We start from the raw sequence: 15,310 nt of genomic DNA, 5'->3' as shown, positions 1-15,310 counted from the left end.
GAATAATAATATTTTTAAAATATGCGTTAGGGCTTTGTGTCAATTTTGCTGCTGTCAATGCTCAAATATTTGGTATTTAAAAATTGATATTTTAAGCATGCTATAGCCTTATTTGAACAATTTATTGGCTAAATGTTCAGGAGAAATATAGGTTTTTTACTTCAATCTACTTAGATAAACAGTCAGGCAACAAAGAATTGATGGTTTAAAACCGTTTGAATAGCAAATTTAAAATATGGGTATTTTTTGGCTGAAGAAATGGGGGAGAGTGAGGTGTTGTGTTTTAGGATAGGGCGTTTACGAAGTTAAAAGCGAGATTTAACTCAATGGTTACTAAGATCAATTCTGAATAAAATAGCTTATACTCGCAATTTTTCTTAATAAAAGTAATTATGCAAATAAAATAATTTATGATGCATTTTTTTCTTATTAAAAAGAAAATTGAGTTGATAAAAATTTGGATAATATTTAGATATAAGGGGTTTAAGTTGTGATTATCACGTTGAAGACACACCGACGTAGTTTAAATTTGATCATGGATGTACCGTTTCTTGGCGCTTGGATCATGTTTATTTTTGCCTTACTTCCTGCAATTATTTTAATTATGTTCGGTGAATATCTTGGATTTAATGAAGAAATTTTAAGTAGGGGTATCATACAAATTATTGCTGCTATCTATAATCTCATTTTGTCTTACTTTTTTAACATAAAAATTGGGATTATGTTTATACCTTGTTGGTTGCTTTTTTTCCTCTTAGGGATATTGAAAATTTTCGGTCTGATTTGATTGTTATTGAATTATTTCTATTTTAACTCCCATTCTAGCTGAGCATGGTTAAACATGCTGCTGAAAAATCCTTTAAAAATCAATAGCTGATGTTGCTGTTGCAGCGTTAAATTTTAGGTTAAATATTAGCATTAATATGTAAATATTTTGCTGTTGGCCCAGTTTTGTGGCTTGATGTTTGATGTCTCTCTTGATATTGAAGGCTGTTATTGCTGTTTTTTTATTATGGCTATGGCTTTTATCAGGGTATTTCAAATGTTAATGATAGGATGATGATGTCTATGACGAATGAGCAAAATGAGGCTTCTTCTCATGTACCGCCATTGATCCCGACACAAAATGGTACGCTGGAGCTACATGATATTACGATTATTGATCAGGGCAAGTTACGAAAGGCTATTTCGGCTGCAGCTCTGGGCAATGCGATGGAGTGGTTTGATTTTGGGGTGTATGGTTTTGTCGCTTATGCGCTGGGGCAGGTGTTTTTCCCGAATGCATCTCCAAGTCTGCAAATGATCGCAGCATTAGGCACATTTTCAATTCCTTTTTTGGTGCGTCCGCTTGGCGGGGTATTTTTTGGGATATTGGGTGACCGGTTTGGTCGGCAGAAAGTTTTGTCGACCACGATTATTGTGATGGCACTAAGTACGTTTTTTATTGGATTAATTCCTTCTTATCACAGTATTGGTATCTGGGCACCCATTTTGTTATTGCTGTGTAAGCTAGCTCAAGGCTTTTCTGTCGGTGGTGAATATACCGGCGCAGCTATATTTGTGGCTGAGTATTCGCCCGATCGTCAGCGCGGTTTTCTGGGCAGTTTTCTGGAATTCGGCTCGATTTCAGGATTTGTTCTGGGCGCCGGTTTGGTGGTGTTGCTGGAAAATATTATGGGCTCAGCGCATTTTCTATCCTGGGGCTGGCGTATTCCATTTTTTCTGGCAGCGCCTCTGGGCTTGTTAGGTTTGTATCTGCGTCATGCTGCGGATGAAACACCAGCCTTTCAGCAGCATGTAGCGACGATGGAAAAAGAAGAGCAGCAGCAATCGGACAAAATATCGTTTCGTGAAATTGTGTCTCGTTTCTGGCGTGCTTTGCTGGTGAGTATCGGTTTGGTTTTAACCACGAATATTACTTACTATATGTTGCTGACTTATATGCCCAGTTATTTATCGCATAATCTGCACTATGCTGAGGATCGAGGTGTCCTGATTATCATTGCGATTATGATTGGTATGTTGTTTATGCAGCCTATTGTGGGCTTTATCAGTGATAAGATCGGGCGAAAGCCTTTTGTGATTTGTGGTTCGTTGGCTTTGTTGGTGTTGGCCATTCCCTGTTTTCATCTGATTATCAGTGGCAAGGTTGGGCTGATATTTCTCGGTCTATTTATTTTAGCGGTGATTTTGAATTGTTTTACAGGGGTGATGGCCTCTACGTTGCCGGCGCTGTTTCCCACCCGTATTCGTTACAGTGCTTTGGCTAGTTCGTTCAATATTGCGGTGATTATTGCTGGACTAACGCCAACTGTGGCTGCCGCTTTGGTGGATTCAACCAATAATCTGTATCTACCCGCCTATTATTTAATGGTTGTGGGCTTAGTGGGTATCGCTACTGGTATTTTTATGCGCGAGACCGCGAAACGCCCGCTGCGGGGTGTGACGCCCTCTGCTGCAAATAAGCAGGAAGCGCGTGAATTACTGGTTGAATCTTATGAGCATATTGAACAAAGTGTGGAAGATATTGATGCAGAAATTGCGCGCTTACAGGCGCAAATTGAGCAATTGGAGATACGCAAGCAACAGTATGTTGATTTGCATCCCAAGCTGGAATAAACTTTGATTTGCTGATCGCTATTAACCCTTAATATGCTTTGTCTGATGAATATTAAGGGTTTTTTTGTATCTGCAGGAAGTGATCTTGTTTCAGTTGAAATCAATTGAACTAGATGGGATAAATGCAGTCTATTTGCTGCTCAGCATTGGCAAATTCGGTGATAGGTCTTGTCCCTCAATTTTGGTTTGAGCTTAATTAGATGAATGTATGTTTTGATGCTCGGATAATGTCAGGTCAAGATGCAGCGGATGATTTGATTGATGCTGATGGGCTAAGAGCGCCATGCATTATTTTTGGGTGTTGCTTTCGAGGCATTTGACCTTTTTGTGGTGGAAGATGATATTTTAATATTAGCCAGTTTATTAGGTTTTTTGCAGGTTAAGCTTTTTGATAGGGGTGGCTGACAATTAGGATTCAATCGGTAGAATTTATGGTTGACGTGTCTTGCTGACTTGAATTGAAGAAGTGATGATGCGTGATTCTCAGTGATAAATGAGTTGTATTTCAGGCCAGCGCGTTGAGCAAAATTGCTGTTGGTGGCTTGATAAGGCTATGTGCTAGCTGTTTTGAGTGGAGCTGATGATTCTGTTGCGCTGCTATTGGCAGGCAACAGAATGTGCTTAATGCAGAGGCGCTCATTCTTGTTGTTTGAGGGCGTTGTTTAATTCTTGCTGACGAGCCTGAACATTTTCTTCCAGACCCTGGATGCGCTTGAGATAAAACACGTAGTTTCGTTCGTTACCAAGACGAATTTTTTTGCCTTCTTCTAGGGCTTTTTGTGCGTCTTCGAGATTTTTACGCGCGTTTTTAACCCCGACAGAATCGCCGCGTTTGCTGTTGAGGTTCTCCATTTCGTTGACATGTGGGGGTTCAACTGGTGGATGATAGGACTCTATTACGGAAAAAGAACCTGCAGAAGTATTGCTGATTTTGCAGTTTTTGCCATTTGGGGACTCTGAATAACTGCGATTGCCACGTTTATCGATACATTCATAAATCTGTGCGACAGCAGTCGTACTAATCAAGGAACATAATACGGCGAGAATAAGCTTTGTCTTCATGAGGTATGACATCCTGTAAAATTTGGTTTACATGCGACCTAGTTCACGTTGTATAGCCTGAATATTTTGCTGCCGGTCAAGTACGGCGCTTTGTAGTTCGGTGATGTTACCCCCTTTGCCGGTGCGGCTGCGATTTAACGCTTGTTGTGCCTGTGCCAATGCATTGCGTTCGTTGGTTAATTCTTGTTGTAAAATGGCTTTGCGGGTGTTGTCACTGCCTTTAGGTACGATGTTAATCGATGGCTGTGGCCCGTTATACGCCGTGTTGACACGGTTAGAAGTGTTGCGCGGACGAGAATTGATGTTCGTATTGACTACTTTCGGACGTTGAACGTTGCTGTAGTGGCCGATGGTTGGCAGTTTTGCTACCGCACAATTGCCACTAGGTTTGGAGGTGTAGGTAACCTGTCCGTTTTGTAAGCACGTATACACTTGGGCTTGTATGTTAAAGGCACTTAACAAACCCCAAGTCATGATTATTGTCGCTATTAATCGATTTTGCTTCATTTAAATACCTTATGCATCAATCAGATGTGTTTGGTTAATGGCTTCTATTTGTTGCTGCCATTCAAGCCAATTTTCTTCCATTTGGGCTAATTTTACTTTGACTTCGCCCAATTGGGTAATAGTTTGTTGTAATTTTGTTTTATTTTCGTCAAGGTAAGCTTCTTCGCTGGCCAAAAATTGCTCAAATTGCTGTTGTTGCTGTTGCCACTGTTCCATTTGCCGCTCGGCTTTATCGATGTTGGTTAATAATGGTTTAAGCAGTTGGGCTTTTTGCTGGCGTTGTTGTGCTTGTCGTTTTTTTTGTTCTTTGCGATTGATGCTGTCTGTTGAGGACGATAAGCATTCACTTTGATTTTGTTCCTGTGTCAGACGCCATTGTCGGTAGTTGTTCAGATCGCCATCAAAGTGGTGTAGGGTACCTTGATTTAGATAAATAAATGAATCGGTGGTGGATTCGAGCAAACTGCGATCGTGCGATACGACGATCAGTGCACCTTGAAAGCTTTGTAGGGCAATGGTCAGGGCGTGGCGCATATCCAGATCAAGGTGGTTGGTTGGTTCGTCTAGTAATAATAGGTTGGGTTTTTGCCAAACGATCATTGCCAGTGCTAAACGGGCTTTTTCACCGCCAGAGAACGGGGCAATCGCTTGGATTGCCATATCACCAATAAAGGCAAAGCTGCCGAGAAAGCTGCGGATTTCTTGTTCACGTACTTCTGGTGACAGTTGCTGAATATGCCACACCGGACTTTGATCGCTACGCAGGGTCTCAAGCTGGTGTTGGGCAAAATAGCCGATTTTTAGTTTTTCGGCGCGAATGATTTGTCCTGCTTGGGGTGAAAGTGAGCCAGATATGGCTTTGATTAAGGTAGATTTACCGCTGCCATTAACACCCAGCAGACCATAGCGCGCTCCTGATTCGACGGACAGGCTGATGTTGTGCAGTATGGTTTTATCCTGATAACCCAGATCGAGGTTTTCAAGTTTAAGTAGTGGGTTAGGTAGATGGTCTGGCTGGGTAAATTTGAAGGAAAACTCGCTATCCAGATGGGCTGGGGCGATGCGTTCCAGTCTGGCAAGTGCTTTAATGCGACTTTGTGCCTGAACGGCTTTGGTTGCCTTCGCCTTGAAGCGGTTAATAAATGCTTCCAGATGCTGGATATGCGCTTGTTGTTTTAGGTAGGCACTTTGTTGTTGGCTCAGGCGCTGGGCACGTTCCTGCTGATAAAAGTCGTAGTTACCACCGTATACGGTCAGTTGTTGTTGCGCTAGTTCTACGGTGATGTTGGTGGTGGCGTTAAGGAAATCGCGATCATGGGAAATGATGATCTGGGTGGTCTCCAGTCCGGCAAGGTGATTTTCCAGCCACAGTACCGTCTCTAGATCCAGATGGTTGGTCGGTTCATCTAACAATAACAGGTCGCTGCGACACATCAGTGCCTGTGCCAGATTGAGCCGCATTCGCCAGCCACCGCTGAATGATTTAACGGGTTGCTGCTGCTCCTGCTGGGAAAAGCCCAGCCCATTAAGCAGTTTGGCTGCCCGAGCGGGTGCGCTGTAGGCTCCTATTTCTTCTAGACGAGCATGTAATTCACCTTGCTTGATGCCATCGTTATTTTCTTCAGCTTGTTGCAGTTGCAGTTGCAGTTGTTGCAGTTCGTCATCGCCCTGTAATACGAAATCGATAGCCGCTATGTCTAATGCAGGCGTTTCTTGTTTGACTGTGGCTGGTTTCCAATGCTTGGGTAGGCGATAGTCGCCACTGTCATAGTTGATTTTGCCTTCAATTAATGCAAACAAGCTGGATTTACCGGTACCATTTTTGCCGATCAGGGCTACGCGCTGACCAGGGTAGATACTGAGGTTAGCATTTTGCAGCAAGGTTTTATTTCCTCGCTGCAAGGTCAAGTTTTTTATTTCAATCATGGTTGATGATGTTGGGTAAGAGGTTTGTGGTACAGGTCAAGTCTTAATGCACGATGTCGCTTAAGGGCCAGCGTGGGCGCACATTGAAGCTGCCCGCTGGCTGGGCAAGGGCAAGATGCATGGCACCGGCAAAAGCGATCATGGCGCCATTATCGGTACAGTAGGCCATGGGCGGAAAGAAGGTTTGTATGCCCGGTAGTTGGCTTAAAGTTTGCCGCAGCTGCCAGTTGGCGCCCACTCCACCTGCGACAACCAGTTGCCGGTAGCCAGTTTGTTGCAAAGCCTGACGAGCCTTGGCACTCAGAACGTCTACCACAGCATTTTGAAATTCCAGACAAATGTCATTGCGTGTTTGTTCGGGTAGTGCATCGGTAAGATGGTTGTCATTTTTGATTTTGTTTACGGCGGTCAGAACTGCGGTTTTTAGTCCGGAAAAACTCATATTCAGATCATGGGAATGCAACATTGGGCGTGGAAAGCTAAAAGCACCAGGTTGTCCCAGTTTGGCCAGTTCAGATAATTTTGCGCCACCGGGATAGGGCAAGCCAAGGAGTTTGGCGGTTTTATCAAAGGCTTCTCCGGCAGCATCGTCAATGCTTTCGCCCAATAGGACGTAATCTCCGATGTTTCTGACCGCCATAAATTGGGTATGACCACCGGAGACGAGTAACGCAACAAAGGGAAAGGCTGGTTTATGCTCACTCAGTAATGGTGAAAGCATATGTCCCTCAAGGTGATGCACCGGTATGACGGGTTTATTTAGCGCAAAAGCCAGCGCATTGGCAAAGCTGGCACCGGCAAGTAAGGCCCCGCCTAGTCCGGGACCTTGGGTATAAGCTATGGCGTCTAGGTCTTTTAAGGTTTTGTTCGCCTCTTGCAGGCAAGCCTGAGTTAATGGCGTAAGGCGACGGATATGGTCACGGCTGGCTAATTCTGGCACCACACCACCGTATTCAGCGTGCATGGCTATTTGTGTATGCAGTTGATGTGCTAATAATCCGTGGTCGGTGTCATAAAGGGCAACACCGGTTTCGTCGCAAGATGATTCGATTCCCAATACCAGCATGGTGAGTAGTCTGTATGAATATGGCTTAAATAAGGGGTATTTTACCTGTTTTACCCGCTTTCGGGGCGAAGTAACCGTTTCTTTGCGCAAATGTTTTATAATTATTCCTTTCGTGGTTCGAAACCCTCCCACGACAGTTGGGTCAGTACAGCTGGCTGACTTATCTGAAATCAAAACTAGGAATTGGAATTGTGATGAAACAAACTGCTAAAGCACTGGTGATTTTTTCTGGCGGACAGGATTCCACAACCTGTTTGCTGCAAGCGATTGAACATTATGGTCGCGAAAATGTGCAAACGATTACTTTTTTTTATGGGCAACGCCATGCTATAGAGCTGGAAAAAGCACGTTGGATAGCGCAGGATTTAGGCGTAGCGCAGACAGTGATGGACTTATCGTTGTTGCAAAGTATTACGCATAATGCTTTGATGAATGCCACTGAATCGATTGAAGCTCCTACGGACGGTTTGCCTAATACTTTTGTGGATGGACGCAATGCGCTGTTTTTATTGTACGCGGCTATTTTTGCTAAAGGACAAGGTATTCATGACATTATTGCCGGAGTGTGTGAAACAGATTTCTCCGGCTATCCGGATTGTCGGCAGGTTTTTGTTCAATCGATGAATGTCACGTTGAATCTGGCTATGGATTATGATTTCCGTTTGCTTACGCCGTTAATGTACTTGGATAAAGCGCAGACATGGGCTTTGGCTGATGAGTTGGGCTATCTGGATTATGTGCGTGCACATACGCATACCTGTTACGATGGTGTTGTCGGTGGATGTGGTTGCTGCCCGAGTTGTGTATTGCGAGAACGAGGCTTGGCTGCCTATCTGGCCGGTAAAGCGAATCAGGTGGATGAAAAGGTTTCCAACTGAGTGCGCATTGGGCTTGAGCGATGCTGAGTGTGACATAGCGGAATTATTTGCTTTGCATTATAATTTTTTACTTTTTTAGCCTGTATTACTGTCGATTATCGTGTTAAAAAAGGTGGCTAACAGAAAAGGTTTAGATATGAGTGAAAATCTGAAAACCAGTGTGATGGAATTTCCTCAGGATTTTCCGATTAAGGTAATGGGTGAACAGCATCCAGAATTTACGGCGACGGTTTTACAGGTAGTGCAAAAGCATGCGCCCACAACGACAGAGACCAATATCAGCAGTCGACCAAGCAGTAAAGGTAATTATGTTAGTGCAACTGTGATGATTCGTGCTGAAAGTCAGGAACAACTGGATAATATTTACCGCTCTTTAAGCGGGCATCCAATGGTGAAAGTTGTATTATGAAGGTGGTACAGCTTGGCTTGCGTGATTATGAGCCGGTCTTTGCGTCAATGCAGGCATTTACCGCGGCACGCACTGAACAAACGGAAGACGAGCTTTGGGTGGTGGAACATCCGGCGGTATTTACTCAGGGCATGGCAGGTAAACCAGAACATATTCTGGTACATGATGATATTCCTGTGGTGCAGATAGACCGCGGTGGGCAGGTTACTTACCATGGTCCCGGTCAGCTTGTGGTGTATACGTTGATTGATTTTAAGCGCCGACACATGACGGTGCGCGAACTGGTCAGTAGACTGGAAAACAGTATTATTGCCACATTGGCCGATTACGGCGTGGTGGCAGTCAATGATCCGCAGCGACCTGGTGTATATGTTAACGGGCAAAAAATCGCCTCTCTTGGATTACGCATCAAGCAAGGAGCGGTTTATCACGGGCTGGCTCTCAATGTGAATATGGATCTTGCGCCATTTAAGCATATTAATCCCTGTGGTTACGCCGGTTTAGAGATGACCCAGCTTGCTGCACTGGTTCAACCTTGCCCGTCATTGGCAGAAGTAGCAGATCGTTTAACCGAATATTTGATATTGCAATTGAATGCACCGCTTTCTGAGCGGACATCTACACAGAAAGTTGTATTATGAGTCAAGACAATAGCCAAGGGGTTAAGCACAAAGGTGCGGAAAAAATGGCGCGTATACCGATCAAGGTTGTACCGCTTGAAGAAAAGTTGAAAAAACCGGATTGGATTCGCGCCAGACTTCCCAGTAGTAAGAAGTTTTTTGAAATTAAAAGTATCGTGCGCGAACAAAAGTTGCATACGGTATGCGAAGAAGCAAGCTGTCCCAATATTGGCGAATGTTTCAGTAAGGGTACCGCTACATTTATGATTATGGGTGATATCTGTACTCGTCGCTGTCCGTTTTGCGATGTGGGACATGGTCGTCCTAATCCGCTCGATCCAGATGAGCCGAAACATTTGGCGCAATCTGTCAAAGCCATGAATCTACGCTATGTGGTGATCACTTCGGTAGACCGCGATGATTTGCGTGATGGTGGTGCCCAGCATTTTGCTGATTGTATTACAGCGATTCGTGAAGCCAGTCCGCGCACTCAGATTGAGGTATTGGTACCCGATTTTCGAGGTCGGCTGGAAACAGCCTTGCAGATTTTGGCTGAAACGCCACCAGATGTACTGAATCATAATCTGGAAACGGCGCCACGGTTGTATAAACAAGCACGACCAGGGGCTGATTATCTGCATTCTTTGAAGTTGTTAAAAGAGTATAAGGCATTACGACCAGAAGTGGCGACCAAATCAGGCTTAATGGTTGGTTTAGGTGAAACTGATGAAGAAATTCTGGAAGTGATGCAGGATTTGCGCGCCCATGATGTAGAAATGATTACTATTGGTCAATATTTACAGCCGAGTAATAGTCATTTACCGGTATTGCGTTATGTGACACCGGAGCAATTTAAAGCATTTGAAAAGCGAGCTTACGAAATGGGCTTTAAGCATGGCGCTATCGGCGCCATGGTTCGCTCCAGTTATCATGCGGATGCACAAGCAGAACTGGCTGGGGTAGTTGGAGAATAAGCGAAAACAGGAAGATTAAGATCGATCTTCCTGTTTTTTTATCAGGGCTTTAAGCTGGTTTAACTGAGGAGATAAAAGATGCGGATTAATGAATATTTTGATGGCAAAGTCATTTCGATTTCGATGAAAACAGCAACTTTGCCAGCTACGGTGGGGGTGATGCAAGCGGGTGAATACACCTTTTTAACTGAACAGGTTGAAACGATGAAAGTTATTTCCGGCGCATTATCAGTGTTGTTGCCCGCTAGTGATGAATGGCAGACATATCATGAAAACGAGGAGTTTCAGGTGGCCTCTGGACAGAAGTTTTCAGTGAAGGTGATGCAGGATACGGCTTATTTGTGCACCTACGGACAGAAATAATACCTATAGCATAATATATGATATGGGTAACATTTAGTTTATGCCTGAAGGACAAAATATAATTATTTGATATATTAAATTAAACGATAATAATTCTCATTTATAATAATTTGCCAATGACATTTTTTAGTGGTTGGCGAATTTTTTTGTCCAATTTTGTCATTAATTTTTTAATATTAAATTTAGTGAAAAATGGCTGTTTTTTCTCCTTATTCATCATTTGTCAGTTCAATACCCTTTTTAAGTAGTTAATTAATCTAAAATTTATCAATTTTGTAGTGTTTTTCTTGATGAAACTGATAAAGAAAATTTTGACTTAACTCTGTAAGTTTTTGTATGTTAGTCATTCTGTTAAATAAATTGTACTTTCTGTCAGTGCAGCGAGAGGGGGTTTGGAAATGTCCAAATTATATGACCAGTCTTTGGTAAGAGAAAATTGTGGCTTTGGATTAATTGCGAATATTGATGGTGAACCAAGTCACAAAGTAGTGCGCACGGCAATACTGGGACTGTCACGCATGCAACACCGCGGCGCGATTCTTTCTGACGGGAAAACAGGTGATGGCTGTGGTTTATTATTGCAAATGCCACAAAAATTTTTTCAAGCTATTGCTGAAGAAGAGGGTGTCACTTTAGCCAAGAATTTTGCCGTAGGCATGGTGTTTTTCCCGCGTGATGAAGCGTTAATTCAAGAATATAAAGCCATTATTGAAGAAGAGCTGACGCGAGAAACCTTGAATATTTTGTTGTGGCGTTCTGTGCCCATCAACCCCAATGTATTGGGGGAAATTGCGTTGGCTGATATGCCACATATTGAGCAGGTTTTTATTAATGCGCCGGCAGGTTGGTTACCGCGGGATCTGGAGCGCAGGCTGTTTATGACGCGTCGACGCATCGAAAAACGTATTGATCATCGTGATTTTTATATTTGTAGCATGTCTAATCGGGTGATGATTTACAAAGGCCTGTGTATGCCTAAAGATTTGCCCAAGTTTTATCCTGACCTAGCTGATTTGCGCATGCAGAGTGCTATTTGTTTGTTTCATCAGCGGTTTTCAACCAATACTTTACCGCGTTGGCAGCTGGCACAACCATTTCGTTATCTGGCTCATAATGGTGAAATCAATACCATTTCTGGCAACCGTGCTTGGGCTCGAGCTCGTTCCTACAAATATCACACGCCACTGATTCCAGATTTGCAAACCGCCGCACCGTTTGTGAATGAAACTGGTTCTGACTCCAGTTCCATGGATAATATGCTGGAATTGTTTGTCAATGGCGGGATGGATCTGTTTCGTGCTATGCGTTTACTGGTTCCTCCAGCCTGGCAGCATAATCCAGATATGGATGAGGATTTGCGCGCTTTCTATGATTTTAATTCCATGCATATGGAACCCTGGGATGGTCCGGCTGGTATCGTGCTTAGTGATGGTCGTTATGCTGCTTGTACGCTGGATCGCAACGGTTTGCGTCCCGCTCGCTATGTGATTACGCATGACCGGTTGATCACCATTGCTTCTGAAGTGGGTATTTGGGATTACGCGCCCGATGAAGTGGTGGAAAAAGGACGGGTGGGTCCGGGAGAATTGCTGGTGATTGATACGCGCGAAGGCAAACTGTTGCAATCATCTGAAATCAATGCTGAATTGAAAGCCCGTCATCCTTATAAGCAATGGCTGGATAAAAATGTGTTGTCGCTGATTCCGTTTGAGAAGCTGCCTGATGATCAGGTGGGGGAATCCAGTTTAACGCCAAATGAATTACTGATTTATCAAAAACAGTTTGGCTACAATTTGGAAGAACTGGAAAATGTGGTTAGGGTATTAGGTGAGAACGGGCAGGAACCAGTTGGATCGATGGGGGACGATACTCCTTTTGCGGTGTTGTCACAGCGTCCCAGAATCCTGTATGACTATTTTCGCCAGTATTTTGCTCAGGTTACCAATCCGCCGATTGATCCTTTGCGTGAAAAACACGTGATGAGTCTGAATACCTGTATCGGACGTGAAATGAGCGTGTTTTTTGAAGCTGAGGGAATGTCGCATCGGGTCAGCTTTAAATCACCAGTGCTGTTGTATTCTGACATGATGCAATTATTGAAACTATCACCAGAGTATTATCAGCAACATCTTCTCAATGCGGTCTACAACCCTAAAGAAACCAGTCTTAAAGAGGCTCTAATTCGCTTAGGCAATGAAGCCGTGGAAGCGGTGCGCAATGGTGCGGTGTTATTAGTGATTTCGGATCGTCATATCAGTCGGGATCTTATTCCGATACCATCGGTACTTAGTGTTGGGGCGATTCAGCAACGGTTGGTGGAAACCAATTTGCGTTGTGATGCCAATATCATTGTTGAAACCGCATCAGCGCGAAACCCACACCATTTTGCCGTACTAATCGGCTTGGGTGCGACGGCGGTTTATCCTTATCTGGCTTATGAAAGTCTGGCGCGAATGGTGAGGATCGGTGCCATCACTAAGCCATTGCGTGTGGTCATGAAAAACTTCCGCGATGGGATTAACAAAGGTTTGTATAAAATCATTTCCAAAATGGGAATTTCTACCATTTCATCCTATCGTTGCGCATGCTTGTTTGAAGCCATTGGCTTTCACCAAGAAGTGATGGATTTGTGTTTTAAAACCATGATCAACCGCATTGAAGGGGCAACGTTTGCCCAGCTTGATGCAGATCTGCAATCTTTTCATAAAATAGCGTGGCAGAAAAGTCGTGATCTGGAGATTGGTGGATATCTTAAATTTAAACCGCAGGGAGAATACCACGCTTACAACCCCGATGTGGTCAACACTTTGCAAGCAGCCATTAATAGTGGTGATTATGCCAAATATCGTCGTTATGCCGATGTGGTGAACAATCGTCCACCGGCCATGTTGCGGGATTTGCTGCGCTTAAAAACCGAGACAACCACGCCGATCGGCATAGAAAATGTCGAAGCGGCTGAAAATTTGTATCAACGTTTTGATACAGCGGCGATGTCGATTGGGGCGCTGAGCCCAGAGGCCCATGAGGCATTGGCTACTGCCATGAATCGTCTCGGTGGATTTTCCAATTCGGGGGAAGGTGGTGAAGATCCGCGCAGATATCATACCGAAAGAGTGTCACGTATTAAACAAGTTGCTTCTGGGCGTTTTGGCGTGACACCAGCTTATTTGATGAGTGCGGATGTGATTCAGATCAAAGTGGCTCAGGGCGCTAAGCCAGGTGAGGGCGGGCAGCTACCAGGTGATAAAGTGACACCTTATATTGCTCAGTTGCGTTTCGCTGTGCCAGGTTCGACGCTGATTTCACCTCCTCCACATCATGATATTTACTCAATTGAGGACTTGGCGCAACTGATATTCGATTTGAAACAGATCAATCCACGCGCGCTGATTTCGGTCAAACTGGTGTCTTTGCCTGGTGTTGGAACCATTGCTACCGGTGTGACCAAGGCGTATGCCGATTTAATCACCATTTCCGGCTATGATGGTGGCACGGGTGCCAGCCCGATCACCAGCGTGAAGTATGCAGGTAGTCCTTGGGAGCTTGGTTTGGCGGAAGCGCAACAAGCTTTGGTTGAAAATAATCTGCGTCATAAAGTGCGTCTGCAAGTCGATGGTGGTTTGAAAACCGGTTTGGATATTATCAAGGCCGCCATTCTGGGGGCAGAAAGTTTTGGATTTGGTACCGGACCGATGATCGCGTTGGGGTGTCGCTATTTACGTATATGCCATCTAAATAATTGCGCCACCGGTGTGGCGACGCAAGACGACACGCTGCGTCAAGAACATTTCCATGGTTTGCCAGAAAAAGCGATGAATTATTTTAAATTTATTGCACAGGATGTACGGGAAATCATGGCTCAACTTGGTGTCGCACAGTTGAATGATCTGATTGGACGTACTGATTTACTTGAAGTGGTTGCTGGCATCACTCCGAAGCAGGCTACGCTGGATTTAAGCAAACTGCTTTATCAGCCTAAAGTACCCGCGGGCAGTACCTGTTATTGTACTCAGAATAATCCGCCTTTTGATCAAGGAAGACTTAACCGTACCATTATGCAGGATGTGGGCGAGGCGGTAGTCAATGGAACAAATGTTGACCTGAGTTATGACATCAACAATACCGATCGTTCAGTGGGTGCCTCTTTATCTGGCCAGATTGCGGTAACTTATGGCAATCGTGGATTGTCTACTCAAAAATTTGATCTGCATCTGACTGGCACAGCCGGACAAAGTTTCGGTGTGTGGCTGGCTGGCTCAGTGAATTTGTATCTGACCGGTGACGCCAATGACTATGTTGGTAAGGGTATGGCAGGAGGTAAAATCGTGATTCGACCCCATGGCGGAGTGGCTTTTCGGCCGGAAGAAACCACGATTATCGGCAATACCTGTTTATATGGTGCTACTGGTGGCAAATTGTTTGCTTCCGGCAAAGCCGGTGAGCGCTTTGCCGTGCGCAACTCTGGCGCCACCGTGGTTGTTGAGGGAATCGGAGATAATGGTTGTGAATACATGACCGGTGGTGTGGTCTGTGTATTGGGACAAACTGGCATCAACTTTGGTGCTGGCATGACAGGTGGTTTTGCTTATGTGTTAGATGTGGATGGTCGGTTCCAACAACGCATCAATACCGAGTTGGTTGAGGGATTGGAACTGAGTTCCTTAGGTATGCATCAGGAAAACTTGCGTGGTTTGATTGCTGAACATGTAGAAAATACCTTCAGTCCGCTGGGCGAGCGCATATTGGCCGAATGGGACAATTATGTAGACCGTTTTGTACTGGTTAAGCCCAAAGCCAACGATGTTAATGCATTGCTCGGACATAAGCCGCGTACGGTTACGGAATTACGTGCGGTAACCCAATAGCAAGCGCAAGAGACCTGAATA

General features: G+C 44.4%; 11 protein-coding genes. 7 read left to right on the top strand and 4 right to left on the bottom strand.

Annotation, left to right across the window (positions count from 1 at the left end):
* Positions 1–1,062 precede the first annotated feature (1,062 nt).
* Complete coding sequence (proP, locus tag J3U68_RS08695; protein WP_267376136.1) at positions 1,063–2,619, top strand: glycine betaine/L-proline transporter ProP; 1,557 nt, start codon at positions 1,063–1,065, stop codon at positions 2,617–2,619.
* Between the two features lie 636 nt (positions 2,620–3,255).
* Here proP and J3U68_RS08690 read toward each other — a convergent pair.
* From J3U68_RS08690 to tsaD, 4 genes are read right to left on the bottom strand one after another with little or no spacing between them, the layout of a single operon-like run.
* Positions 3,256–3,681 (bottom strand): DUF4124 domain-containing protein, encoded by a 426-nt coding sequence (locus tag J3U68_RS08690; RefSeq protein ID WP_267376135.1) that lies wholly within the window; start codon positions 3,679–3,681, stop codon positions 3,256–3,258.
* A gap of 27 nt (positions 3,682–3,708) precedes the next feature.
* On the bottom strand, positions 3,709–4,188 hold the full coding sequence (locus J3U68_RS08685; RefSeq protein WP_267376133.1) for a hypothetical protein: 480 nt from the start codon (positions 4,186–4,188) through the stop codon (positions 3,709–3,711).
* A gap of 9 nt (positions 4,189–4,197) precedes the next feature.
* Positions 4,198–6,114 (bottom strand): ABC-F family ATP-binding cassette domain-containing protein, encoded by a 1,917-nt coding sequence (locus J3U68_RS08680; protein ID WP_267376132.1) that lies wholly within the window; start codon positions 6,112–6,114, stop codon positions 4,198–4,200.
* Positions 6,115–6,157: 43 nt separating this feature from the next.
* Complete coding sequence (tsaD, locus tag J3U68_RS08675; RefSeq protein WP_267376131.1) at positions 6,158–7,180, bottom strand: tRNA (adenosine(37)-N6)-threonylcarbamoyltransferase complex transferase subunit TsaD; 1,023 nt, start codon at positions 7,178–7,180, stop codon at positions 6,158–6,160.
* A gap of 194 nt (positions 7,181–7,374) precedes the next feature.
* Between tsaD and queC the strand changes: the two genes are divergently transcribed.
* From queC to gltB, 6 genes are all read left to right on the top strand, one after another.
* Complete coding sequence (gene queC / locus J3U68_RS08670; protein ID WP_267376251.1) at positions 7,375–8,058, top strand: 7-cyano-7-deazaguanine synthase QueC; 684 nt, start codon at positions 7,375–7,377, stop codon at positions 8,056–8,058.
* A 136-nt stretch (positions 8,059–8,194) separates the two neighbouring features.
* Complete coding sequence (locus J3U68_RS08665; protein WP_267376130.1) at positions 8,195–8,467, top strand: YbeD family protein; 273 nt, start codon at positions 8,195–8,197, stop codon at positions 8,465–8,467.
* Positions 8,464–9,108, top strand: coding sequence for a lipoyl(octanoyl) transferase LipB (lipB, locus tag J3U68_RS08660; protein ID WP_267376129.1), 645 nt, complete (start codon positions 8,464–8,466; stop codon positions 9,106–9,108). The genes J3U68_RS08665 and lipB overlap by 4 nt, the downstream gene beginning before the upstream one ends.
* Positions 9,105–10,061 (top strand): lipoyl synthase, encoded by a 957-nt coding sequence (gene lipA, locus J3U68_RS08655; RefSeq protein ID WP_267376127.1) that lies wholly within the window; start codon positions 9,105–9,107, stop codon positions 10,059–10,061. Before lipB ends, lipA begins: the two co-directional genes overlap by 4 nt.
* A gap of 78 nt (positions 10,062–10,139) precedes the next feature.
* Positions 10,140–10,424: a pyrimidine/purine nucleoside phosphorylase gene (locus J3U68_RS08650; protein ID WP_267376125.1), complete on the top strand. Its 285-nt coding sequence runs from the start codon at positions 10,140–10,142 to the stop codon at positions 10,422–10,424.
* A gap of 398 nt (positions 10,425–10,822) precedes the next feature.
* On the top strand, positions 10,823–15,289 hold the full coding sequence (gltB, locus tag J3U68_RS08645; protein ID WP_267376123.1) for a glutamate synthase large subunit: 4,467 nt from the start codon (positions 10,823–10,825) through the stop codon (positions 15,287–15,289).
* Positions 15,290–15,310 lie beyond the last annotated feature (21 nt).

Source organism: Snodgrassella sp. B3882, from assembly GCF_026535915.1.
GTDB lineage: Bacteria > Pseudomonadota > Gammaproteobacteria > Burkholderiales > Neisseriaceae > Snodgrassella.
This window is presented reverse-complemented; position numbering and strand designations above follow the sequence as displayed.

Bases quoted from the DNA above. Each gene is read 5' to 3' on its own strand.
- proP (WP_267376136.1), top strand. From the start codon at position 1,063: ATGTCTATGACGAATGAGCAAAATGAGGCTTCTTCTCATGTACCGCCA.
- J3U68_RS08690 (WP_267376135.1), bottom strand. From the start codon at position 3,681: ATGAAGACAAAGCTTATTCTCGCCGTATTATGTTCCTTGATTAGTACG.
- J3U68_RS08685 (WP_267376133.1), bottom strand. From the start codon at position 4,188: ATGAAGCAAAATCGATTAATAGCGACAATAATCATGACTTGGGGTTTG.
- J3U68_RS08680 (WP_267376132.1), bottom strand. From the start codon at position 6,114: ATGATTGAAATAAAAAACTTGACCTTGCAGCGAGGAAATAAAACCTTG.
- tsaD (WP_267376131.1), bottom strand. From the start codon at position 7,180: ATGCTGGTATTGGGAATCGAATCATCTTGCGACGAAACCGGTGTTGCC.
- queC (WP_267376251.1), top strand. From the start codon at position 7,375: ATGAAACAAACTGCTAAAGCACTGGTGATTTTTTCTGGCGGACAGGAT.
- J3U68_RS08665 (WP_267376130.1), top strand. From the start codon at position 8,195: ATGAGTGAAAATCTGAAAACCAGTGTGATGGAATTTCCTCAGGATTTT.
- lipB (WP_267376129.1), top strand. From the start codon at position 8,464: ATGAAGGTGGTACAGCTTGGCTTGCGTGATTATGAGCCGGTCTTTGCG.
- lipA (WP_267376127.1), top strand. From the start codon at position 9,105: ATGAGTCAAGACAATAGCCAAGGGGTTAAGCACAAAGGTGCGGAAAAA.
- J3U68_RS08650 (WP_267376125.1), top strand. From the start codon at position 10,140: ATGCGGATTAATGAATATTTTGATGGCAAAGTCATTTCGATTTCGATG.
- gltB (WP_267376123.1), top strand. From the start codon at position 10,823: ATGTCCAAATTATATGACCAGTCTTTGGTAAGAGAAAATTGTGGCTTT.